Raw genomic sequence first — 20,667 nt, 5'->3', positions numbered from 1 at the left:
TCGGTGTCACCGCTTGCTGTGCTCGTCGTCGTCGCGCTGTTGGTGCTCGCCGCCGCGCTGATCGTCTGGGGCGTGGCGCTGCTCTCCGGCGCGGCCGCGCTCATCGTCGCCGGGCTCCTTCTCGCCAGTGGCGCGGTCTTGCTGATGTTCGATGACGGGACGGGGCCGCCGACGTGAAGCTCATCGAACGCCTCGGCCACGTCCTCAATCCCCGTCGTACCAAGGGTTTCAGTGAGCCGCCGTTCTGGGATCTCGACCGCGCATGGTCGCTGCTCTCCGGTGGACTCACCGGTGACCGTGAGCAGATCGCGAGCAACTTCGAGGGCTACATCGAGGGCGCCTACAAGGCGAGCGGCCCGGTGTTCGCGTGCATCCTCACCCGGCAGCTGGTGTTCAGCGAGGCCACATTCCTGTGGCAGCGCAACGAGAGCGGCCGCCCCGGCGAGTTGTTCACCGCCGCGGGGCTGGAGCTGCTGAGCACTCCGTGGCCTGGCGGCACTACCGGCGAACTGCTCTCCCGTATGGAAGTGGACGCCTCGCTCGCGGGCAACTTCTACGCGACCGTCGCCGACGACCGCGGCCGCCTCGGCCGCGCCGCCACGGGCCCGGGGCGGCGCATCGTCCGGATGCGCCCGGACCGGGTCACGATCCTGATCGGCTCGAACTCCGACAACCCCAACGCGTTGGACGCGCGGACCATCGCCTACCTCTACGACCCGCCCACCCACGGCGGTGTGGCCGCGCCGGAACCGGTGGTGCTGCTGCCGGAGGAGGTCTGCCACTACTCGCCGATCCCCGACGCCTCCGCGCGGTTCCGGGGCATGTCGTGGCTGACGCCGGTGTTGCGGGAGGTCCAGGCCGACAAGGCCGCCAACGTCTACCGCGACAAGTTCTTCAGCCGGGGCGCCCGTCCCGGGCTGGTGGTGACCTTCGACAAGGACACCTCGCCGGAGAAGTTCAAGCAGTTCGTGGAGATGTTCAGGCGGCAGCACGAGGGCGCCGACAACGCCTACAAGACCCTGTTTATGGGCGGGGGCGCGGACGTGTCGGTGCTGGCCGCGGACTTCCAGAAGCTTGACTTCCGGGCGATCCAGGGTGCTGGTGAGACCCGCATCGCCGCGGCCGCCGGTGTCCCGCCGGTGATCGTCGGCTTGTCCGAGGGCCTGGCCGCCGCCACGTACTCCAACTACAGCCAGGCGCGGCGCCGTTTCGCCGACGGCACCATGCGTCCACTGTGGAGGATGGCGGCCGCGAGCCTGCAACGCCTCACCGCCCCGCCGACCGGCTCGCGCCTGGCGGTGGACACCCGCGACATCGCGTTCCTGCGCGAGGACGAACGCGACGCCGCGGAGATCCAGGGCATCGAGTCCCGCACCATCCGCACCCTCGTGGACGCCGGATACACCGCCGAGTCGGTGCTCGCCGCCGTGGCCGCCTCCGATTGGTCCTTGTTGCACCACAGCGGCCTGTTCTCCGTGCAGTTGCAAAAGCCTGGCGGCGGACTGCCGTCGTCCTCCACACCTGCGACAGGCGAGGAGTCGTGATGCACACCAAGTCCCTCAGCCGCGTCGAGATCAAGGACGCCGAGGCGGGCACCGTCTCGGCGGTGTTCTCCACCTTCGACGTGGTGGACGCGCACGGGGACGTGACCCTCGCGGGCGCGTTCGCCGACGGCGCACCGGTGGTGATTTCCGCCTACGGGCACGGGTCCTGGGAGGGCAAGCTCCCCGTCGGCAAGGGCGTCATCCGCGCCACCGACACCGAGGCGATCCTCGACGGGACGTTCTTCCTGTCCACTGTGGCCGGTCGTGAGACCTTCGAGGTCGTCAAGGCACTGGCCGAGGACAGCCTCGGCGAGTGGTCCTACGGCTACGACGCCGACGAATACAGCTTCGGTGAGCACGCCGACCGCCACGTGCGGTTTCTCAAGGCGCTCACCGTGCACGAGGTGTCTCCGGTGCTGCTCGGCGCCGGGGTCAACACCCGCACTCTCACCGTGAAATCCGGTGAGGGCATGACCTTTGCCGATCACGCCGCCGCGGTCCTGGCCGCGGTCACCGGCTTGACCGGTCGCGCCGCCGACGTCCTGGCGAAGCGGCGAGAGAAGGGCAAGTCCCTCGGTGAAGTGAGCGCGCAGCAGCTGAAGCAGATCCGCGACGAACTCACGCGGCTTGAGGACCTGCTCGCGCCCGGCACCGAGACCACGCCCGCATCCCCTGAGACCGGTGCGGCGCAAGAGTTTCTGCGCTTCCTGGCTCACTCCGCCCAGCTCGCCAAGGAGTAACCATGCCCGTGACCTTCCCCGCGCTGGCCGATGCCGAGGGCCGCCTCGACGCGAAGCGGCGCGAACTCAAGAGCGTGTTCGACGAGGCCGGTCCCGACCTGGACATGGACAAGATCACGTCCATCAGCGGTGACAGCCTCGCTAAGGTCGAGCACATCCGCGCTCTCAACACCGAGCTCGACGAGCTCGCCGTCAAGGCCGAAGGGCTGCGCGCGGTCGCCAAGGCCGCTGAGGCGGCCGCGAACATCCCGGGCGCACGCGAACCTGGAGACGGTGAGCGGCGCGTCGACGACGGCGGCCGCGGCCGCAAGCGGCTGGGCGAGCACTTCGTCGCCTCGCAGGCGTACAAGGCCCGCCAGGGCAAGCAGGGCCCCGAGGCGCACATCGACGTCGAGCTCAAGACGCTGATGGAGACCGGCGCCGGGTGGGCGCCGGAGACCACGCGCACCGGCAGGCTCGTCGAGTTCGCCACCCGCCCGCTTCAGGTCATCGACCTGATCCCGGGGACGACCACGAACCAGACGGCCGTGGTCTACATGGAGGAGACGACCTACACCAACGCCGCGGCCGAGACCGCCGAGGCCGCGACCTACCCCGAGTCCGCGCTCGCCCTGACCGAGAAGAGCTCTCCGGTCCGCAAGATCGCGACGTGGCTCCCGGTGACCGACGAGCAGCTGGAGGACGAGCCGCAGGCCGCCGGGTACATCAACAACCGGCTGCCGAACATGCTCCGCCAGCGCCTGGACACCCAGATCCTGGTCGGCAACGGCACCGCGCCGAACCTGCGCGGCATCCTCAACACCGTCGGCATCCAGACCCAGGCCAAGGGCGCAGACCCCACCCCGGACGCGATCTACAAGGCCATGACCAAGGTCAAGGTCACCGGCCGCGCGATGCCGAACGCCGCGGTGCTGCACCCCAACGACTGGCAGGACATCCGCCTCCTGCGCACCGCGGACGGCATCTACATCTGGGGCTCGCCCTCGGAGGCTGGCCCGGCGCGGATCTGGGGCCTGCCGGTGGTGGAGGCCGACGGCATCACCGAGAACACCGGCCTGGTCGGCGACTTCGCCAACTACAGCGAGCTCTCAACCCGCCGCGGCATCGACGTGCAGGTGTCGAACTCGCACAGCGATTTCTTCATCAACGGCAAGCTCGCGGTGCGCGCGGACATGCGCGTCGCGCTGGTCGTCTACCGCCCCGCGGCGTTCGCCACGGTCACCGGCATCTGATCCACCACGAAGAGGGCAGCGGCCGCAGGCGAGGGCGGCCGCTGCCCGTGTGGTCCCACCCGTAGGGAGAAGCCCATGCCCGTGATCGAGGGCACCAACAAGCTCGGCGTCGGCCGCCAGGGCACCGTCAAGTCCGCGGTGGCGCTGTATGAGTTCGCCATCGATGGCGGCGCCGTCGGTGACATCGCACTACGCGGCGACACCCTGCCGTCTGGCGCGGTGATCGTCGACTCGCTGATCGTCGTCGACACCGCGCTCACCTCCGGTGGCGCGGCAACGGTGGCGATCAAGGCCGAGGGTGCGGCGGACATCAACGCCGCCGACGCGATCAGCGGGGCGCCGTGGTCGACCACCGGCGCCAAGCGCGGCGACCTCACCGCCACCAGCGCGCCGGTGCGCACCACCGCCGCGCGCACCATCACCGCCACCGTCGGCACCGCGGCCCTGACCGCGGGCAAGTTCTCGGTGGTCGCCTACTACGTGGAGATCTGATGAGCAGCGACTACGTCACCGAGAAGGGCGGCCGCTTGGTCGCCACGCAGCGGCTGTACCTCACCGACGACGAGAAGATCGTCACCGAGGGCGACACCGCCGCGGCGACCCTGTACCGCACCGAGGGCGAGGAGATCAGCGAGGACGACGCCCGCCGCTATGGGCTGCTCGCCGACGGCGCCAAGGGCAAGGCCAAGGCAGCGGACAAGGCTCGCGGCCGCGGCGAGGACAAGAGCAGGTAGCCCATGGCGACGCTGGACGTGCTGACGCTCAGCGAGGCCAAGCTCGCGCTGAACCTCACCGGCACAGGCGCTCACGACGTGGAGCTCGCGGGGTTTATCACCGCGTCCTCGTTGCGCCTGGACGAACTGGTCGGGCCGGTGGTGCGGCGGCAGATCTCCGCCGAGACCCACGACGGCGGGGCGGGGCAGGTGTTCGTCAGGTTCTTCCCGGTCTCCTTGGTGGCTTCGGTCACCGAGTACAGCGGCACCACCGCCACCGTGCTGACGGCGGAGACCCCGGGCACCCAACCGGCCGATGCCTACCTCACCGAGCCCTACTCGGCCGATGTGACCCTGAAGGGCCCGGCGCTGCACCGCCGCTCCAGCGGCGCCGATGCCCGGTTCCCGGTCGGGCGCGGCAACGTGGTCATCACCTACACCGCCGGGCGCGCGGTCGACACCGCGGCGGTTGACCAGCGGTTCAAGCTCGCCGCCAGCCTGATCCTGATCAACCTGTGGCGCTCGCAGCAGGACAGCTCTGGCGGGATGGGCGAGTTCGACATCCCCAACCAGATCTTCCCCCGCTTCGCTGTCCCCAACGCCGTGCGCGAGCTCATGCACGGCGAGGTCCAGGAACCCGACCTGCTGATCGGCTGAGGAACAAGGGACGGTGAGCCGCGGTGGCCGTGGGTACCACGCTGATCGAGTTCAAGCGCGCCGCAGTCACCGCCCTGGCGTTGCGTCCCGGGCTGGCCGGGGTGAGCGTGGAGTACGCGCGCGCCGAGACCACCGCCCCCGCCGAGGGCCTGTGGTTCGAGGAGGCCGAGGCCGTCGTCGAGATCCCGGTCATGAAGGCCGGGACCAAGCGGGTGGAGGAGTCCTACACCACCACGCTGGTGGTGCAGGTGCTGCTCGGTGACGGCCGCGACCAGGAGGCCGCCGACACCCGCGCCGCGGTCCTGTTGGCCGAGGTGCAGCAGGCGTTCGCGGAGAAACCGGACCTGATCGAGGCGATCATGTGGGCCGAGGTCATCGGGTGGCAGCAGCGCACCGCGGTGCTCGGTAACTCCGGCGCCGCCCGCTTCGAGGTCACCATCCGCGTGCGCGCTCGACTTTTCCCTTAAGCACCAACCACATCCGTGCCCGCCGTCGTGCGGGTTCCTTGGCATGCCTGGAGTTTGCCGTGCGCATCACCTATCTCGGCCCGTTCGAGGCCGTCGAGGTCCCCGCCCTGCACCGCGTGGTGCGCCGTGACGAGTCGGTCGAGGTCGACGACGAGCTCGGCGCCGCCCTGGTCGCTCAGTCCTGTTGGGCGCAGGCCGAAACCCCGGCGCGGCCGCCCAAGACCAAGGCCAAGACCGAGGCTCCCGCCGAGGCCACGACTGAGCAGGAGGCCCCGTAATGCCGATCCCGTCCGGCCTCTCGGCCCAGATCGGGTGCGCCGAGGAGTCCACCTACGGCACGCCCGTCACGGTCGACCGCTTCTATGAGTTCCGGTCGGAGTCCCTGGCGATGAGCATCGAGCGCATCGAGTCCCAGGCGCTGCGTCCCGGAACCCGCCTCACACGCTCCGATGACTGGTCCTCCGGCCAGAAGTCGGTTGGCGGGGACGTGTCGCTGGAGCTGACCAACAAGAGCTTCGGCCGGTTGTTCAAGCACATGTTCGGCGGGCTGGTCACCAGCCAGCCGAACGCGGGCACCGACCCGACGGTCTACCTGCACACCTTCACCCTCGGTGACATCCCGGTCGGCATGACCTGGCAGGTGGGGCGCCCGGATGTCTCCGGGACGGTGCGGGCGTTCACCTACCACGGGTGCCGGGTCGGCTCGTGGAACCTGGAGTGCTCCGTCGGGGAGATCGCCACCCTGGGGCTGAGCCTGATCGGGGAGGACGAGGACACCGGCACCGCCCTGGCGACCGCCTCCTACCCGACCAGCCCGACCCTGATGACGTTCGTCCACGGGTCACTGTCACTGGCCGGATCCGCGCACAGCGTCAAGTCCGCCAGCGTCGAGGGCAACAACGGCTTGGCCGACGACCGGTACTTCCTGGGCACCCAGCTGCGCAAGGCACCACTGGAGGCCGCGCTGCGGGAGTACACCGGCACCCTGGAGTCGGAATTCGAAAGCCTCACCGCCTACAACCGGTTCATCAACGGCACCGAAGCCGAGATGATCCTGCTGTTCCAGGGCGCGACGATCTCCAACGCCTACAAGTTCGAAACGAAGATCACCGCGAACGTGCGCTTCGACGGGGAAACCCCGGGCGTGAGCGGAACGGAAATCCTGCAACAGCCGTTGCCGTACAAGGTCGTCGACAACGGCACCACCTCGATCAAGGTCGAGTACCAGACCACCGACACCACCCCCTGATCTGACCTGGGCGGGGGTGGCGTGTGGTCGTCAAGGTCGAGATCCGCGGCACGCAGGACTTCATCCGCGCCGCGCGCCGGTTCCGGCAGGCCGGGCGCGGCGAGCTCACCCGCACCATGGCCAAGGAGATGAAGACCGCGGCCGCGCCGGTGCAGCGCGCCGCCCAAGCGTCGGTGTCCGGACTGGAGATCGTCGGCGAGAAGAGCACCGCCCGTGCCGGTGGACGCGGCGGTGCCCGCGCTCGCGAGCTGTATGCGTTGCGGCGCACCAAGAGTGCCCGATCGGTGCGGGTGTGGCGGCGTGCCCGTGCCCGGTCGGGGTTGCGCGCCACCATCGCCCGCGCGGTCAAGACCACCGTGCGCACCGGCGGCACCACCGCGAGTGTCCGCCTGCACGTCAACAACTCCCTACTCCCCGCCGATCAGCGCACGTTGCCCGGCTACCTCAACGAGGGCAAGTGGAGGCATCCGGTCTTCGGGAAGAAGAAGACGTGGGTGGGACAGAAGGCGCCGCCGGGGTGGTGGGACGAGGTGATGCAACGTGAGGGCCCCACGGTCCGCCGCAGCGCGATGAACGTCGTGCGCAAGTTCCTGAACAAACTGGTGTGAGACAAGGAAAAGGGCAGCCATGGCACGGTTCATCCTCACCACCCCGGATGGGGTCAGCAGCTTTCCGTTCGATCCCGAGACGTTGCTCAACACCGACGCCATGCTCTTGGAGGAGGTGACCGGGCGTCCGATCGGCGACGTCTACGAGAGCTTCCTCAACCGCGGGATCTTGGGGTTGAACGCCATGTTCTGGTTGGCGCGCAAGCATGCCGGGGAGGAGATCGCCTACGCCGACATGCGGTTCAACTTGGCGCACTTGGCTTTCGAGCAGGACGCGCCGATCCCTCCTACCCCCGCGGCCGCCAAGCCTCCCGCGCGCAAGCGCGCCGCCTCAAAGAAGAAGTAGCCCGGTACAAGCAGCTGTTCTTCGTCCTGTGGGCAATGAAGCCCTGGGACTTCGATACCCAGCTACGGCACTTCGACTACCTGTGGCTGCGGCAACTCGCTGATCTGCGCGTGGCCGAAACAGCACGTTCCCGCACGGGCCGCCGCGGCCGCTGACGTCACCACCACACGGACGCGGGGGTGGTGGGTGTGGCCGGGGATTCGGTGCTGTCCTTCACGATCCTGGGCAAGGACCGGGTCAGCCCGACCCTGCTCAAGGTCGCCAAGCAGCTGGACAAGCTGCAAGGTCAGCTGGACCGCTTCGGCACCGTCAGCGCCAAGACGATGGCCGTCACCTCCGCGGCGAGCCTGGCCTCGGCCGCGGCCATCGGCGGGGCGCTGGGCGGGCTGCCGGTGCTCTTCGCCGCGGTGGGCGCGGCCGCGCTGTCCTCCAACGCCGAAGTTCGTCAGGCGTATTCGCAGCTGGGCGACACGATCCAGGCCGAGACGACCGCGGCCGCGGGCGCCCTGGTCCCCTACCTCACCCAAGCGGCCAGCGACATCGGCGCGTCGTTCATGCGGATGCAGGGCCAGCTGGCCCAGGCGTTCGCCGCGTCCGGTCCGCATCTGCTCACCCTGACCAAGGGTGTGACGGACTTCGCCGAGAACGCGCTGCCCGGCATGGTGGTCGCGACCCGCTCGGCGGGGCCTGCGGTCAAGGGCCTGGCTGACCTGATGTCCTCGGCCGGGTCCGGCACGAGCGACTTTCTCACCGCGCTCTCCTCCGGTTCGACCGCGGCCGGGACCGTGCTCACCTCGCTGGGCCGGATCGTGGAGTTCACGCTCGGCCGCCTCGGTGGGCTGCTGGCCCAGCTGGCCGGGACGGCCGCGGCGACGATGCCGCAGGTTGAGCGGTTCGTGATCAACCTGGTCAACGCCGTCACCAGGTTGGCCTCCGGGGCGCTGCCCGTTCTCGGCGGCGGTCTCTCCATCGCGCTGACCGTCCTTAATGGACTGCTCGTCGTGATCGAGCCGATCGCGAACGAGATCGGCGCGCTCACCGGCGTGGTCCTGGCGGCCGGGTTGGCGTGGCGCACCTGGTCGGCGATCTCCGGGATGCTGATCAACGTCGGGTCGGCGGTCACCACCTACGCCGGTGGCCTCAACGCCGCGATGCCCACCACGGCGAAGTTCGCCACCAGGGCCGGGGCGCTGCTGGCCGCGCTCGGCGGGCCGTTCGGCGCCGCCCTCGGTATCGCGGTGGTCGGCCTGGGCCTGCTCGCGTCCTCGCAGGAGTCCGCGGCCGAACGCACCCAGCGACACACCTCGTTCGCGCGCAACCTCACCACGGCGCTGCGCGACTCCAGCGGTGCGATGAATCAGAGCGTCCGCGCCACCGTCGCCGCCGACCAGTCCGTCCAGGACGCCATCACCTCCGCCAAGGCATTCGGGATCGCCAGTGACCAGGTGGTGGACGCGGTCCTCGGCCAGGGCACCGCCCTGGCCGATCTGCGCGGGCACCTTCAAGAGGTCATCCGCGCCAATACCTCCTATGTCGAGAACGCCAAGACCGGTCTGTCCCGGCCGGTGCACAACGAGCGGGCCCAGGAAGCCCAGAAGCTGCTCGGTGACCTCGACGCGCTGAACAAGAAGACCGGCGAAGCCGCTACAGGACAACGGGATTACGCCAAGGCGATCCAGTCCTCGGGTCGGTCCATGTTGGACTCCACCGCCGCGGGTTCGGGGCTGTCCAAGGCGATCAAGGTCCTCAAGGACACCGCCTCCGACGCGGACACCAAGGCGCGCGCGCTCAAGGACGCCCTCGACGCGCTCACCGGTGGCGGCCTGAACCTGGAGCAGTCACAGGCCAAGGTCAATTCGCATCTGTTGCAGCTTCAGGACCTGTTCGGCCGCAACATCGACAAGGCGGAGGGCTTCGGCCGCGCGTTGCTCAACGCCGACGGCAGCGTCAACACGATGACCAAGAACGGCCAGTCGCTGTTCAGCACGTTGACCGGGCTGCGCGACTCCACCGCCGAGGCCGCGCAGAAAACCTACGAGCTCGCGATCCAGCAGGGACAGTCGGTCCCGCAGGCCATGGAGAAAGCGCGCGGCGTCGTGCAGACCAGCCGCGACAGCTTCGTCAACATGGCCACGCAGATGGGGCTCACCCGCGACCAGGCCCAGCAGCTGGCCGACCGGATGCACCTGATCCCCGGACTGGTCGAGACGCTGATCCGCGCACCCGGCCTCACGCCGACCCAGCTGGAATTGTTGGTGTTGAAGTCCCGCTTCGATGCCGTGCCCAACAGCAAGTCCATCACGGTGACCTCGCTGACCCGCGAGGCACAAGCCGAACTGGAACGGGTCGGGTTCATCGTCACGCGGCTGCCCAACGGCCAGGTGCGGGTGGACGCCAAGACCGAGGGCGCCAAGGCCGAGCTGAACGAGATCACCAAACCGCGCACGGTCAACGTCAACGTCCGGGTGGTCGGAAACAGCTCGATCCGGATCGGTGGTCCCAACCCGATGGGTGCGCTCGGCGGCATCGTCGAGCCGATGGCCGAGGGCGGAATCCGTGCACTCACACCGATGTCCGGCTCGATCGCGCGCATGGTGCCCCCGAACTCCTGGCGGGTGGTGGGTGATCGGCTCACCGGCACCGAGGCGTTCATCCCACTGGACGGGTCGGCACGCTCGATGGCGATCCTCGCCGAGGCCAACCGGCGCATGGGATTCGGCGTCGGCCTCGGCGGTGGCGGTCAGGAGGTCCACTACCACCTGACGATCGTGCAGGCCGGGAATTCCACGGTGGACTTGCAGGCGCAGTTCGCGCGGATGGAACAACTCGCCGGGATCTGACCGGCCGCCCCACATCCCTTGTCCCGAAACGGTTTCGAGGGGGTGGGCGGCTGTGTCGGTGGGTCATCGGTCAGTCAGCTCCGGTACCGCGGACGGCACGACGACGCTGACGGTGTCGACCCCGGCCGGGGCGAGCGTCGGTGACGTCCTGGTCGCTGTGGTGCTCATCGACCACGATGGCGCGGCCGCCGACATCACCGCCCCCTCGGGGTGGTCCCAGGTCGGCGGTGACGGAGCCGTGGCGGGCTGCGGGTTCGGCAAGGTCTTCATCCGCGCGGTCAGCAGCGGGGAACCGGCGTCGCACACCTTCGGGGTGTCGGCGTCCTCCAGCTGCGTGGCGCACGTGGAGTGCTTGACCGGTGCGGACACCTCTACACCGGTGGACGTCGTCGCGTGGGGCGGGTCGAGCTCGGCCTCGACCAGCCACGTCGCGCCGGAGCTCTCCCCGGCGCGACCCGAGACGATGATGTTGTGCGCGTGGGCCGGTGTCGCCGGAGGCAGCACCTACACCCCGCCCGCGGCGATGACCGAGCTTGCCGACACCAACACGTTGTATCTGTTCGCCGCGATCGCCCGGCAATCGCTGATTGCCTCCGGCGCGACCGGGACCCGCACCGCCACCGCCTCGGCGAGCACGGCGTCGCTGACGGTGTCGCTGGCGGTCAACCCCGCCGGAACCAGCGCGGGCACCGAGTCGCTGGTGTGGATCGACCCCAACGGCGCCATGATCCCCCTCGACGTCGAGTGGGCGGTGTCGGGGCGGTTCGCGCCGCCGCCGGTCCTGGTCGACGAGGGCGTGCCGGAGCAACCGGGCGCCCGGTTCCGCGAGGCACGGCACGGAGTCCGCGAGTTCAGCCTGCCGTTGTGGATCACCGACTCCTCGCCCGCGGCGCTGCGCGCCCGGCTGCGGTCAATGATCGCGGCGATGGACCCCGTGCGCGGGCAGGGCACCATCCGGCTCACCAGTCCGACCGGGGATCAGCGCGAGATCTACTGCCGGGTCTCGGCTGGACTGGAGCTCGACGAAACCCTCGGCCGCACCAGCGGCCCGTTGGTGCAGCGCGCGGTGCCGATGTTCCGGGCGGTCGACCCGTATTGGTACGACATCGCCGACACCACCGACCCGTTCGAATCCGGTGACACCGCAACATTTTTCCCGTTCTTCCCGCTGCGGTTGTCGAGCTCGTCGGTGTTCGCCGAGGCCACGATCACCAACAGCGGCGACGTCGAGACCTGGCCAGTGTGGACGATCACCGGCCCCGGGTCGGCGATCACGCTGCGCAACCTCACCACCGGCGAGTACATGACGCTCACGATCACCCTCGCCGCGGGCGAGTCCCTGACCATCGACACCAGGCCGGGGGCGAAGACCGTGACCAAGAGCGACGGCACCAACCAGTTCCCCGCCCTGTCCTCCGCGTCGTCACTATGGGCGCTAGCGCGCGGAGCCAACGCGCTGCGCGTGGAGATGTCCGGCACCACCGCCGCATCCCGGGTCGTGCTCTCCCGCCGCCACCGCTACCTGACGGCGTGATGGGCGATGACCACGTTCAGGATCTACGTCCGCAACCGGGAGTTGCAGCGCGTCGGGCTGCTGGAGGACTACCAGCGCGCCAGTTTCATACCGCGGTTCAACGCCGTGGGCACCTGGAGCATCACCCTCGACCGTCGGCTACCGCTGGCGGTGGAGTTGACCACGCCGGGCGCGGGCATCGAGCTCGTGCGCAGCAGCGACGGCAACACCGTCCTGAGTGGACCGGTGAACTACCGGCACCCGCAACGCGCGGAGAACACCAACACGGTGACGGTGAACGGGTTCGACGACAACGTGTGGCTGGCCCGCCGCCTGGCACACCCACAACCCGGAACCGCGGCGCCACCGTACTCCGGTGCCGAGTACGACGTCCGCACCAACACCGCGTCGGTGGTGCTGGATCAGTACGTCGACATCAACCTCGGCCCCGGCGCCCTGGCGCCGCGGCGCGTCCCGGGACTGACGGTGCCCGCGGTCGACGTGGCCGGGACGAGCGTGACCGGCCGCGCCCGCTGGCAAGTGCTGCTGGAACTCATGCAGGGATTGGCGTTGGCAGGCGGGGGAATCGGGTTCCGCATCCGCCAATCCGGTTCGCACCTGGAGTTCCGGTGCTATCAGCCCGCCGACCTCACCGCCTCGGTGATCTTCTCCGAAGCACTGGGCAACCTCTCCGCCTTCGACTACGAATCCACCGCCCCCGAAGGGAATTACCTGTTCGTCGGTGGCGGCGGGGAAGGCACCGCGCGCACCGTCCGTGAGGGCCAGGACTCCGCCAGCGTGGCCACCTGGGGGCGCATCGAGAAGTTCATCGACCGCCGCGACACCACCGTCACGAGCGAGCTTGACCAGGAGATCGCCAAGCAACTCCCGGAAGTCGGTGAACGCGCGGCGTTCAAGGCCACACCGGTGGACACCACGGGCATGAGCTACGGCCTCCATTACGACCTGGGCGATGAGGTGACCGCGATCGTCGACGAGGCGATCACCGAACTGATCCGGGAAGTGCAGATCACGCTCACACCCGAAGGGCCGCAACGCATTCAGCCGATCATCGGCACCCCCGGCAACCAAGACGTGTTCCGGTTGTTCCGGGCGTACCGGCTGCTCAACACCAGGCTCATCAACGTCGAACGGAGGTGACCTTTCCTTGGCCACCAGTCTGGACACCTACGCCCCCTATGACTCCGGCGCCGGTGCCGACGTCCGCGAGGACACCTGGCGGGCGATGATGCGCCACATGCGCGGCTCGACCTTCGGCGACGGCGTGCTGCGCACCGCATCCACCGCCCTAGAGGTCTACGCGGACAGCACCGGCCTGCAAGTCAAGGTCCGCACCGGTGAGGCGTGGCTGCGCGCGGCGTGGGGGCAGAGCACCGCCGAGAAGATCCAGTCCCTGGCGGCCGCGCACGCCAGCCTGGCCCGCAAGGACAGGATCATCCTGCGCAACGACTTCGTGCTCAACCGCCTCGAAATCGACGTGCTCACCGGCACAGCCGGTGCTGGTGTCGCGCCCGCGCTGACCCAGACCACCGCCAAGTGGGAGATCGGCCTCGGCATCGTCGACGTCCCCGCCACCGACACCAGCATCGATGCCGCCCAGGTCGCCGACAACCGCACCTGGATCGACGGCGTCGCCCATCGCGTGGTCAAGTCCACCGACAAGACCGTCACCAACTCCAACGTCCTCTCAGCCGACGCCCAGCTCGCCGCGCTCATGTCGGCCAATGCCACCTACGCGGTCGAGTCCTGCCTGATCTACACCGCCACCACCACCGCCGACGTCCGGCTGGCGATGACCGGCCCCAGCGGCGCCACCGGCCAGCTCACCGCCAACGGCCTGGTGTTCGGCGTGGGCGGTATCTCCGGGGACATCGAGCTCGGCATCTTCCCACTCGCTACCACCCTGGTGGTCGGTGGCGCGGGCACCAGCTCCAAGGTGTGCGCGCGCATGGCGGGCACCGTCGTCACCGGTGAAACCGCGGGCCCGCTCGGCGTCTCCGTCGCGCAGAACGTGGCCGAGGCCAACAACGCCGTCCTCTACACCGGGTCCTGGGTACGCATCGAACGCCTCGCCTGAGGTGTTCTCCCGTGCGCCACACCGTCGAGAGGGGGGCCGGTGGGTGAACTGGCGACACTCCTCTCCGCGGTCGCGGCGCTGGTCACCGCGATCGGTGGGGCGGTGGCCATCGTCGTCACCGCGATCCGCACCAGCCGACGCGAGCGGAAAAACACCGCGACCGACGTCGTCGACGAACTGCTCGCCGCGGCCGCCGACGGCGAGATCACCACGGCCGAGCTGGAAGAGATCCGCAAACGCATGCAGGGCAACGACTCCGGGGAGGCGCGATGACTGATCGCATCGCCTCCACCGTGGAAGGCGCCAAGGACGATCAGGGCCACCGTCGCATGTGGATCGCCGCCGGGGCGACCATCCTCGGTGTCCTGGCGCTGGCGCTGGTGTACCTGCTCGACCGCTCCACTCTCCAGGGGCGCGTGGACATCCTCGACGGCCGCGCCACGGTGTTGCAGCAGCACGCCGAGGACGCCGACGCCGCCGCCCGTGCACTCGCCGAGCAGGTCCGACGCCTCGGCCAGCAGCCCATCGTCACCCCACCACCACCGGTGACCGCCGGAGCGCCCGGCCGCGACGGAACACCCGGGCCGACGGGACCCGCGGGTCCCTCCGGCGCTCCCGGACCCACCGGCCAACCCGGCCGCGACGGAACACCGGGTCGCGACGGCACCAACGGCGCCGACGGGCCACCCGGGCCGTCTGGTCCACCCGGGCCCACCGGCATCCCCGGGCGCGGTATCGCCCGCAGCTACGTCCAGGACTGCCGCTGGCGCATCACCTACACCGACGGCGCCACCGAGGACGGCGGCCCCGCCTGCACCACCGTCACCGTCACCCCGACCCCGACGAGCACCCCGTCGACGACCGCGAGGAGGTGAGCCCGTGGCCTACTCGCTGACCTGGATGCCCGACGTCCTGCGCGCCGCCGGGCTGCACGTGATCGAGGTCGACGGCTGGCAGACCCGCGGCCGCGGCGCCATGGGCGAGATCCGCGGTGTGTTGCTGCACCACACGGCTGGACCCCGCGCCGGGATCTTCCCCTCGCACAACGTCCTGGTGAACGGCCGCCCCGGTCTCGCGGGCCCGCTGTGCAACCTGGGCCTGGGCCGTGACGGCACCTGGTACGTCATCGCCGCCGGACTCGCCCACCACGCCGGAGCCGGATACGTGCCGTGGTGCGGCCGCGACAACGGCAACCACCACCTCATCGGGGTCGAGGCCGAATCCACCGGTCAAGGTGACTGGTCCGGCGCACAGCTGGAGTCCTACCCCGAAGGCGTCGCCGCACTGCTGCGACACCTGCGCCTGGGCCCCGACCGCGCACTCGGCCACAAAGAATGGGCCACCCCCCGCGGCCGCAAGATCGACCCCGCCGGATGGCCCGGCGACCTGACCGGCTTCCGCGACGACGTCGCCGACTGGATGGAGGGCGACATGCCCAGCCCGCAGGAGATCGCCACCGCCGTGTGGTCCCACATCCTCACCGACCCGCAGGACGAGAAGAGCAAGCACGCGGCATGGGTGTGGCTGACCTACGGCAACATCGCCGCCCACCGCGCCGCCGACCGTCCGCTCCCGGTGCTCGACGTCGACGAGGACGCCATCGGCCGCCAGGTGAGCGCCGTCGTCGTCCAGGTGCTGGCCGATCGGGTCGGCCAGCTCTCCGACGCCGACCTCGCCAAGGTCCGGGCAGTCATCCGCGACGAGGACGACCGGCGCGCTCGCGCTGGTCTGACCTCCTAGGATCACGCCATGCCCACCACTCTGGCCGGGTGGCTCCTCGGCCGCCGGTCAACGCACCCCTCGTCGGTGTCGTCGTGGTGGACGCTGTTCGAGCTCTGGGACCCGACCGCCCTCCGTCATGTCGGGTGCGTTCTCGACGACGGCTCCTACATCGCCGGACACCTGAGTTCCTGGAACACCCTCGGCGAGGACTCACCAGACCGCGACCTGATCCTGACCGCACCCCTGACCTACCGGCCCGCCGGTACCGCCGAGGACCGCAGCTATCCCGCCAGCGCGGTCTGCATCTCCGCCCGTCGCATCGTCACGATGTTCGTGACCTACCTCGATCCCGCTACTTCTGCGGCGGTGGAGAAGGCGACGGAGGCGGTGGAGGAGAAGGCGGAGCAGGCATCCGCGGCGGTACCCGCACAGGTGTGTGGCCCCGACGCTCCTTCGTGATCTGCGGCCTGGCCACCCCCGAAAGCCCGCCGCTGGAGGGCGCGACATCTTGCCCGCCCCGACGGCAGGCCCTAGCATCAGGGCCTGCTGCAAGCTCACTCGGCTCGTCTACACCGCGCACGACAGGACGCCCCCGCCCAACCCGGGCGGGGGCGTCCTGTCGTTGTAGCCCCGCACGCCCGGCCCCAGACACGCCCGCGCCCCTCGTCCCCGGCCGAACCGGGGACGAGGGGCGCTTCCTCGTCGTGCGTGGGCTACATGCGCGCAGTGTAGGAGTCGATGAGCTCCACCGCCGCGGCCGCGTCGTTCGAGGTCCCCTTCACGCAGTCGAAGATCCGACCCGCCAACTCCACCGCGCGCATGAGCTCGGAGTCCTCCAACCCGTCGGTGACGTCCCGCATTTCCCCATACAGGTACTCCGCGGTCTCGGTCGCGACGAACAACTCACCGGAGAGCTGACTCAACTTCCGCGCCGCTTCATTGAGCTGTACCCGGCTCTGCCCCAAACTCACGATCGGTCATCCTCCTGAACCGTCATCACGGCAGCGCCGGGCTTCACTCGCGCCGCCGCGTTCCCCAACCGGGCAGCCGCGTTCCGCAACTGCGTCCCGCTGCTCCTGATCGCCTCACCCAACGCATCCGGTGCGGTACGCGGATTGTCCTCCACACACCGCAGCGCCTCGGCGAGCTCGACGACCGCGGCCTCCACCTTCGCCCGCGCAGAGTCCACAAGGGACAGAGCACCCGGCACGCCACGCGCCAGCTTCTGCGGCGGGTCCCCATGCACGGTCACCGCTTCGGCTCCAACTCCGTGATCAGATCCTTCGACAACGACATCAGCCTGCCCAACGGCTCCGGCAACTCCGACAGCAGCTGCCGACTCCGCCCCGGCCACCCCATGATCTCCAACTCATCAGCCGCCTCGGTGAACTGCCCGTCCAGAAACGCCAGCGCGTCGCGTACCCGCACGAACCCGGCCCGGATGCGCCCCCGCGCCTGCGCTGCTATGTCCTGCTCTGTCAACTGACCCTCACCCCATGTCTACAAAGGACACTCGTCCTCACGCCTTTGCCCGGTCCCAGCAAGCCCTACATGTCGGCCACCAGTACGCCGTCTCCGGAAGGTCTAAGGGGGCCGCGAACTTCTTGTCGCACAAGGTCTCCACCGTGGCGTGATCCTGACCGGTCGCCGCGTGGCGCTTGCCCTCGACCGGTCGCCAATGCCAGCTCCGTTCCGGCATGACGGGCAACTTGTCGATGTCCGGGCTAGCCACGGCCACTACCGCCTGGGCCAGCGGGAGCGGAGCGGAAAGCCTCCGCCCCCGCTGGTGCTCGACGACCGGCGCGTCACGGCCGGTGTGCAGCCGGACGCCGAGCGGTCTCGATGTGCCCCGTCAAGCGGGGCATAGGGGTGTCGCGTTCCGACGCGCTCGATCAGCGCGCCGAGATCAGGATTCGTCTCGCTGATGCTCAAGCTCGCCTCGGTGGTCGCGCCGCAATCGCGCCGCCGCGTCCACCAACGCCACACGAATTCGTACGCGGCCAAGGTCGGCATGCCGACTCCTGCCACGAACGCAAGTCCCTGCCATCCGGCCATAGCGGTTCCTCGCCTCCATCAGGAGGTGAGGAAGGTAGAAACGTCTGCGCGCGAAACCTTGCCTGGGTGGCAAGGGTCCCCCAAACGGCTTAGGCAGGCAGTCCAGCCCGGAAGGCCATGCCACGAAGCTCCCGCCGGACTGCTCCCTGCTTGGCCCTGGTAAGCAATTCGGAAAGTACGGAGCGCATGAACGGGTGCCGATGAATTCGCGCAGGCGAGATCAGCTCCGCCTTGCGCAGCATCATCACGGCGGCATCTTGCTGCTTGGGGAGTCGAGCCAATGCCCGACCGTATTCGCGCCAGTAGGCCGCCTTCCGGGTAGGCGAGGCGAGCGCTTCGGGATTCACCGTCTTGGCGACCTTCGCGGCCGCGGCGTACTCGCCTGCTTCGAGGGCAACCGACATGCGCCAGACGCCCACGTTGCTCGGGCCGAAACCGAACCATAGAGCGTTTCCCTCGCCAGTCCACTCGGCGAGCTCGGCCGCATGTTCCAGCGCCGACGCGCGCTCACTCTCGTTCTTCTCGGCTGCCGCCGTAAGGGACTTCGCCAGCGCAAGCATCCCGCTGAGCTGCATTTCCTCCGCCGTCCGTGTCCCGATCTCGGGGGCCGTCAGCGTCCTCTTGGCGAGGCTGAACGCGCCTGCGCCGAGCAGGCCGAATCCTGTCCCGAACGCGCTCACGGCGTGAGCGACGGGCTCGTCGAGTTCTTCCGCCGCGCTCTTTGCCAGCGTGGCGGCCTGCCAGCCCAAGTCCATGTTGGCGCCGATGTCCATCAGCCAAGCCTGTGTGCCTTGGACGTGCACCAGGGTTGCCAACCGCAAGAGCTGTTTCACCTCGCGCTTGGCTGCCAAGGACGCGTGCAGGTCCCGGATCAGTGCTGGAAGTTCTTCGCCGACAGCGGCGTAGCGGCATTCGCGTTGAGCATCGAGTAGGCCTGTTGCACGTGCGGACAGCGCCTCGACCGGAAGAACCTGCCCTTGCGGCTCGCCCATGCTGACCGCGAGCAGCGCGAGTCGGACGGGGCCGAGCGACTGATCTTCGGCAAGCTCACCAAGCGTGGCTATCGGCGATCCCGTGATCTCCGAGGGAGCAACCTCAAGGGCGTTCGCGAGATCGAGGATCAGCGAACGCCGGTCGAGCGCACGTTCGCCTGTCTCCAATCGGGAGAGGTAGCCCTCGGAGATCCCCGCGAGTTCCGCGACGGCCTTGAGGGACTTGCGGCGCGCCTGTCGGATCTGACGCAGGCGCGCGCCCATGTCCGCGTTCGTGTCCATGATGAACACCTCGCTCATCTTCGCCGAGTCTCCTTCGCCGGAACCCCGGGCCCGTCGGCCCGGGGTGTTGCTCTCGGCGAAAGAGCTGTCCGCCACGGTACGCCCGCCACGGTCGGGTGACCAAGGTCAGGCCGTGACTCGCTGCCGTTCCGTGAGTTCCCGCAGGAGATCCCCTGCGCGCACGGTGCCGATCGAGTGTCCCCGTGCGCGGATCGCCGCCGCGAACGGTCGGCGGCTGACCCGTGCACCGCTGGCCTGGAGGTCGCGGAGCACGCGGGCGCCGACGTCGTGCAGGTCGTCGACGCTAGTGGTCCGCGTGGTCCGGCCTGGACCAGTTGAGGTTCGCGGACCGGTCCGCGTCTCGGTGGTCCGCTCGGTCCGGTCCGGACCAGTTGGTCCAGTCGGTGCGGCCTGTCCTGGACCGGTCCGCGGTGTCGGTGGTCCGGGTCGTGGTGCGTCGCCGGTCCAGTTGCGGCCGCCCGCCGGGTCCGGTCCATCCGGTCCGGGCCGTGTGGTCCGCTGGTCCACAGTGCGTGCACGGACTGGTCCGGTCCGCTGGTCCCGGACCGGACCGGTCCGCCGCCGAGTGGTCTGGTCCGGGGCCACGCTGACCGGACCAGAAGGCGGGTCGAGGGGAGCGACCACCAGGTCTGGGCCAGTGGACCGGTCCGCGTGGACCGAGCGCCCACGTTCACGGGCCGGTTCGGGCTCGCTCAGCGGCGCAACGGTCCACGCTGGTCCGCCGCCCCGGGCCACCTGGTCCGCGGACCGGTCCGCATCCCTGGTCCGGCGAGTGGTCCGGCGGTCCACGGTCCGCTCCCGAACCGGACCGGTCCGCCGGGCGCGGTCCAGTCGACTGGACCGGCGGACCGACCGCTCGGGCGGTCCAGCTGGTCCGGCCTGGACCGCTTGGTCCAGGCCAGCCACGGCCACCACGACGTGGTCCGCCGCGCGGCTCATCGCCAACAGCGCGAACCCGCTCACCGTCATGAGCCCGTCGACGACGATCGGCCCGACGCTGGCGGCCCACCAGTGGTAGCCCCAGGACAGCAGGACGTCCCGCATGTGCGAGTAGCTGATCACCGCCGAGCCGAGCGCGACCGATCCCGTTCCGAGGTATCGCGCCCAGATCCAGAGTGCCGTGTTCGGCCACGGGACGCGGGTCAGAACCTCGACGCTCACCAACAACGCGATGGACCACACGGCCGCGCCGAGCTGCGGGGCGCCGAGCTGCGGGGCGAGCTCCGGCACCCAGCCCTCCGGCCGCGCGACCGGCTTCCCGTCGGGGCCGGGAACCGGCAGCCAGGTGCTGAGCACGTTCGCCGCGATGGATGCCACCGACCCAAAGGCGAAGCCGGTCCACGCGACCAGCCGTGCAGACCAGTGCGGGGAAGCTCCCCTCGGCACGCCGGTGGGCGGGTCATCGGTGCCGTTCGGCGCTGAGCGCATATCGTCTCCGGGGTCGGGTGGCAGGCCCGGCGAGCGTCCTTCGAGCGCTCAGCGGCGATCTGAGTCGCATCGATAGTGAAGGATATTGAGGCTGCGACGGTTCGCGGCGACCTGGGCAAAGCCGCTCCACCACAACGCTCTAGCTGCGGATACTGCCGAA

25 protein-coding genes are annotated in these 20,667 nt (G+C 69.6%); 20 read left to right on the top strand and 5 right to left on the bottom strand.

Annotated features, from left to right (window positions below):
• Positions 1-3 precede the first annotated feature (3 nt).
• The 20 genes from NLX83_RS39545 (at position 4) to NLX83_RS39450 (ending at position 16,188) form a co-directional block, all read left to right on the top strand.
• Positions 4-177: a hypothetical protein gene (locus NLX83_RS39545; RefSeq protein ID WP_254240432.1), complete on the top strand. Its 174-nt coding sequence runs from the start codon at positions 4-6 to the stop codon at positions 175-177.
• Entirely contained in the window at positions 174-1,544 is a 1,371-nt protein-coding gene (locus NLX83_RS39540) for a phage portal protein (RefSeq protein ID WP_254240431.1), read from the top strand. The genes NLX83_RS39545 and NLX83_RS39540 overlap by 4 nt, the downstream gene beginning before the upstream one ends.
• Positions 1,544-2,284: an HK97 family phage prohead protease gene (locus NLX83_RS39535; protein WP_254240430.1), complete on the top strand. Its 741-nt coding sequence runs from the start codon at positions 1,544-1,546 to the stop codon at positions 2,282-2,284. The genes NLX83_RS39540 and NLX83_RS39535 overlap by 1 nt, the downstream gene beginning before the upstream one ends.
• A gap of 2 nt (positions 2,285-2,286) precedes the next feature.
• Complete coding sequence (locus NLX83_RS39530; RefSeq protein ID WP_254240429.1) at positions 2,287-3,516, top strand: phage major capsid protein; 1,230 nt, start codon at positions 2,287-2,289, stop codon at positions 3,514-3,516.
• 75 nt (positions 3,517-3,591) lie between these two features.
• Positions 3,592-4,008 carry a hypothetical protein gene (locus tag NLX83_RS39525; RefSeq protein ID WP_254240428.1) on the top strand — a complete coding sequence of 139 codons (417 nt, stop codon included), beginning with the start codon at positions 3,592-3,594 and terminating at the stop codon, positions 4,006-4,008.
• Complete coding sequence (locus NLX83_RS39520; RefSeq protein ID WP_254240427.1) at positions 4,008-4,250, top strand: hypothetical protein; 243 nt, start codon at positions 4,008-4,010, stop codon at positions 4,248-4,250. Before NLX83_RS39525 ends, NLX83_RS39520 begins: the two co-directional genes overlap by 1 nt.
• A 3-nt stretch (positions 4,251-4,253) precedes the next feature.
• On the top strand, positions 4,254-4,886 hold the full coding sequence (locus NLX83_RS39515) for a hypothetical protein (protein ID WP_254240426.1): 633 nt from the start codon (positions 4,254-4,256) through the stop codon (positions 4,884-4,886).
• Positions 4,887-4,909: 23 nt separating this feature from the next.
• Positions 4,910-5,353 carry a hypothetical protein gene (locus NLX83_RS39510; protein ID WP_254240425.1) on the top strand — a complete coding sequence of 148 codons (444 nt, stop codon included), beginning with the start codon at positions 4,910-4,912 and terminating at the stop codon, positions 5,351-5,353.
• 59 nt (positions 5,354-5,412) lie between these two features.
• The gene (locus NLX83_RS39505; RefSeq protein ID WP_254240424.1) at positions 5,413-5,631 is read left to right on the top strand and encodes a DUF7302 family protein; all 219 of its coding nucleotides are present in this window, start codon (positions 5,413-5,415) and stop codon (positions 5,629-5,631) included.
• Complete coding sequence (locus NLX83_RS39500; protein WP_254240423.1) at positions 5,631-6,602, top strand: phage tail tube protein; 972 nt, start codon at positions 5,631-5,633, stop codon at positions 6,600-6,602. Before NLX83_RS39505 ends, NLX83_RS39500 begins: the two co-directional genes overlap by 1 nt.
• Before the next feature lie 23 nt (positions 6,603-6,625).
• Positions 6,626-7,210 carry a hypothetical protein gene (locus NLX83_RS39495; protein WP_254240422.1) on the top strand — a complete coding sequence of 195 codons (585 nt, stop codon included), beginning with the start codon at positions 6,626-6,628 and terminating at the stop codon, positions 7,208-7,210.
• Positions 7,211-7,229: 19 nt separating this feature from the next.
• Positions 7,230-7,556: a hypothetical protein gene (locus NLX83_RS39490; RefSeq protein ID WP_254240421.1), complete on the top strand. Its 327-nt coding sequence runs from the start codon at positions 7,230-7,232 to the stop codon at positions 7,554-7,556.
• Between the two features lie 188 nt (positions 7,557-7,744).
• On the top strand, positions 7,745-10,396 hold the full coding sequence (locus tag NLX83_RS39485) for a hypothetical protein (protein ID WP_254240420.1): 2,652 nt from the start codon (positions 7,745-7,747) through the stop codon (positions 10,394-10,396).
• Positions 10,397-10,454: 58 nt separating this feature from the next.
• Positions 10,455-11,930 carry a phage distal tail protein gene (locus NLX83_RS42180; RefSeq protein WP_254240419.1) on the top strand — a complete coding sequence of 492 codons (1,476 nt, stop codon included), beginning with the start codon at positions 10,455-10,457 and terminating at the stop codon, positions 11,928-11,930.
• A 6-nt stretch (positions 11,931-11,936) separates the two neighbouring features.
• On the top strand, positions 11,937-13,070 hold the full coding sequence (locus NLX83_RS39475; RefSeq protein WP_254240418.1) for a siphovirus ReqiPepy6 Gp37-like family protein: 1,134 nt from the start codon (positions 11,937-11,939) through the stop codon (positions 13,068-13,070).
• A 7-nt stretch (positions 13,071-13,077) separates the two neighbouring features.
• Entirely contained in the window at positions 13,078-14,007 is a 930-nt protein-coding gene (locus NLX83_RS39470; protein WP_254240417.1) for a hypothetical protein, read from the top strand.
• A gap of 39 nt (positions 14,008-14,046) precedes the next feature.
• Complete coding sequence (locus NLX83_RS39465) at positions 14,047-14,280, top strand: hypothetical protein (RefSeq protein WP_254240416.1); 234 nt, start codon at positions 14,047-14,049, stop codon at positions 14,278-14,280.
• Positions 14,277-14,882 (top strand): collagen-like protein, encoded by a 606-nt coding sequence (locus NLX83_RS39460; protein ID WP_254240415.1) that lies wholly within the window; start codon positions 14,277-14,279, stop codon positions 14,880-14,882. Before NLX83_RS39465 ends, NLX83_RS39460 begins: the two co-directional genes overlap by 4 nt.
• Positions 14,883-14,886: 4 nt before the next feature.
• Positions 14,887-15,747 carry a peptidoglycan recognition protein family protein gene (locus NLX83_RS39455; protein ID WP_254240414.1) on the top strand — a complete coding sequence of 287 codons (861 nt, stop codon included), beginning with the start codon at positions 14,887-14,889 and terminating at the stop codon, positions 15,745-15,747.
• Positions 15,748-15,756: 9 nt separating this feature from the next.
• Positions 15,757-16,188, top strand: a complete 432-nt coding sequence (locus NLX83_RS39450) for a DUF6338 family protein (protein WP_254240413.1) — start codon at positions 15,757-15,759, stop codon at positions 16,186-16,188.
• 254 nt (positions 16,189-16,442) lie between these two features.
• On the opposite strand, the gene NLX83_RS39445 is transcribed toward NLX83_RS39450, so the two are convergent.
• The 5 genes from NLX83_RS39445 to NLX83_RS39425 form a co-directional block, all read right to left on the bottom strand.
• Positions 16,443-16,700 carry a hypothetical protein gene (locus tag NLX83_RS39445; RefSeq protein ID WP_254240412.1) on the bottom strand — a complete coding sequence of 86 codons (258 nt, stop codon included), beginning with the start codon at positions 16,698-16,700 and terminating at the stop codon, positions 16,443-16,445.
• Positions 16,697-16,981: a hypothetical protein gene (locus NLX83_RS39440; protein WP_254240411.1), complete on the bottom strand. Its 285-nt coding sequence runs from the start codon at positions 16,979-16,981 to the stop codon at positions 16,697-16,699. Before NLX83_RS39440 ends, NLX83_RS39445 begins: the two co-directional genes overlap by 4 nt.
• Entirely contained in the window at positions 16,978-17,211 is a 234-nt protein-coding gene (locus tag NLX83_RS39435; protein ID WP_254240410.1) for a hypothetical protein, read from the bottom strand. The genes NLX83_RS39440 and NLX83_RS39435 overlap by 4 nt, the downstream gene beginning before the upstream one ends.
• Before the next feature lie 662 nt (positions 17,212-17,873).
• Positions 17,874-19,076, bottom strand: coding sequence for a helix-turn-helix domain-containing protein (locus NLX83_RS39430; protein WP_254240409.1), 1,203 nt, complete (start codon positions 19,074-19,076; stop codon positions 17,874-17,876).
• A 108-nt stretch (positions 19,077-19,184) separates the two neighbouring features.
• Positions 19,185-20,507, bottom strand: a complete 1,323-nt coding sequence (locus tag NLX83_RS39425) for a DUF2637 domain-containing protein (protein ID WP_254240408.1) — start codon at positions 20,505-20,507, stop codon at positions 19,185-19,187.
• Positions 20,508-20,667: the final 160 nt, after the last annotated feature.

The sequence above is a fragment of the Allokutzneria sp. A3M-2-11 16 genome (genome assembly GCF_024213555.1).
Lineage (GTDB): Bacteria > Actinomycetota > Actinomycetes > Mycobacteriales > Pseudonocardiaceae > Allokutzneria.
Note: the sequence above shows the minus strand (reverse complement) of the source record. Positions and strands in the feature narration are given on the sequence as shown.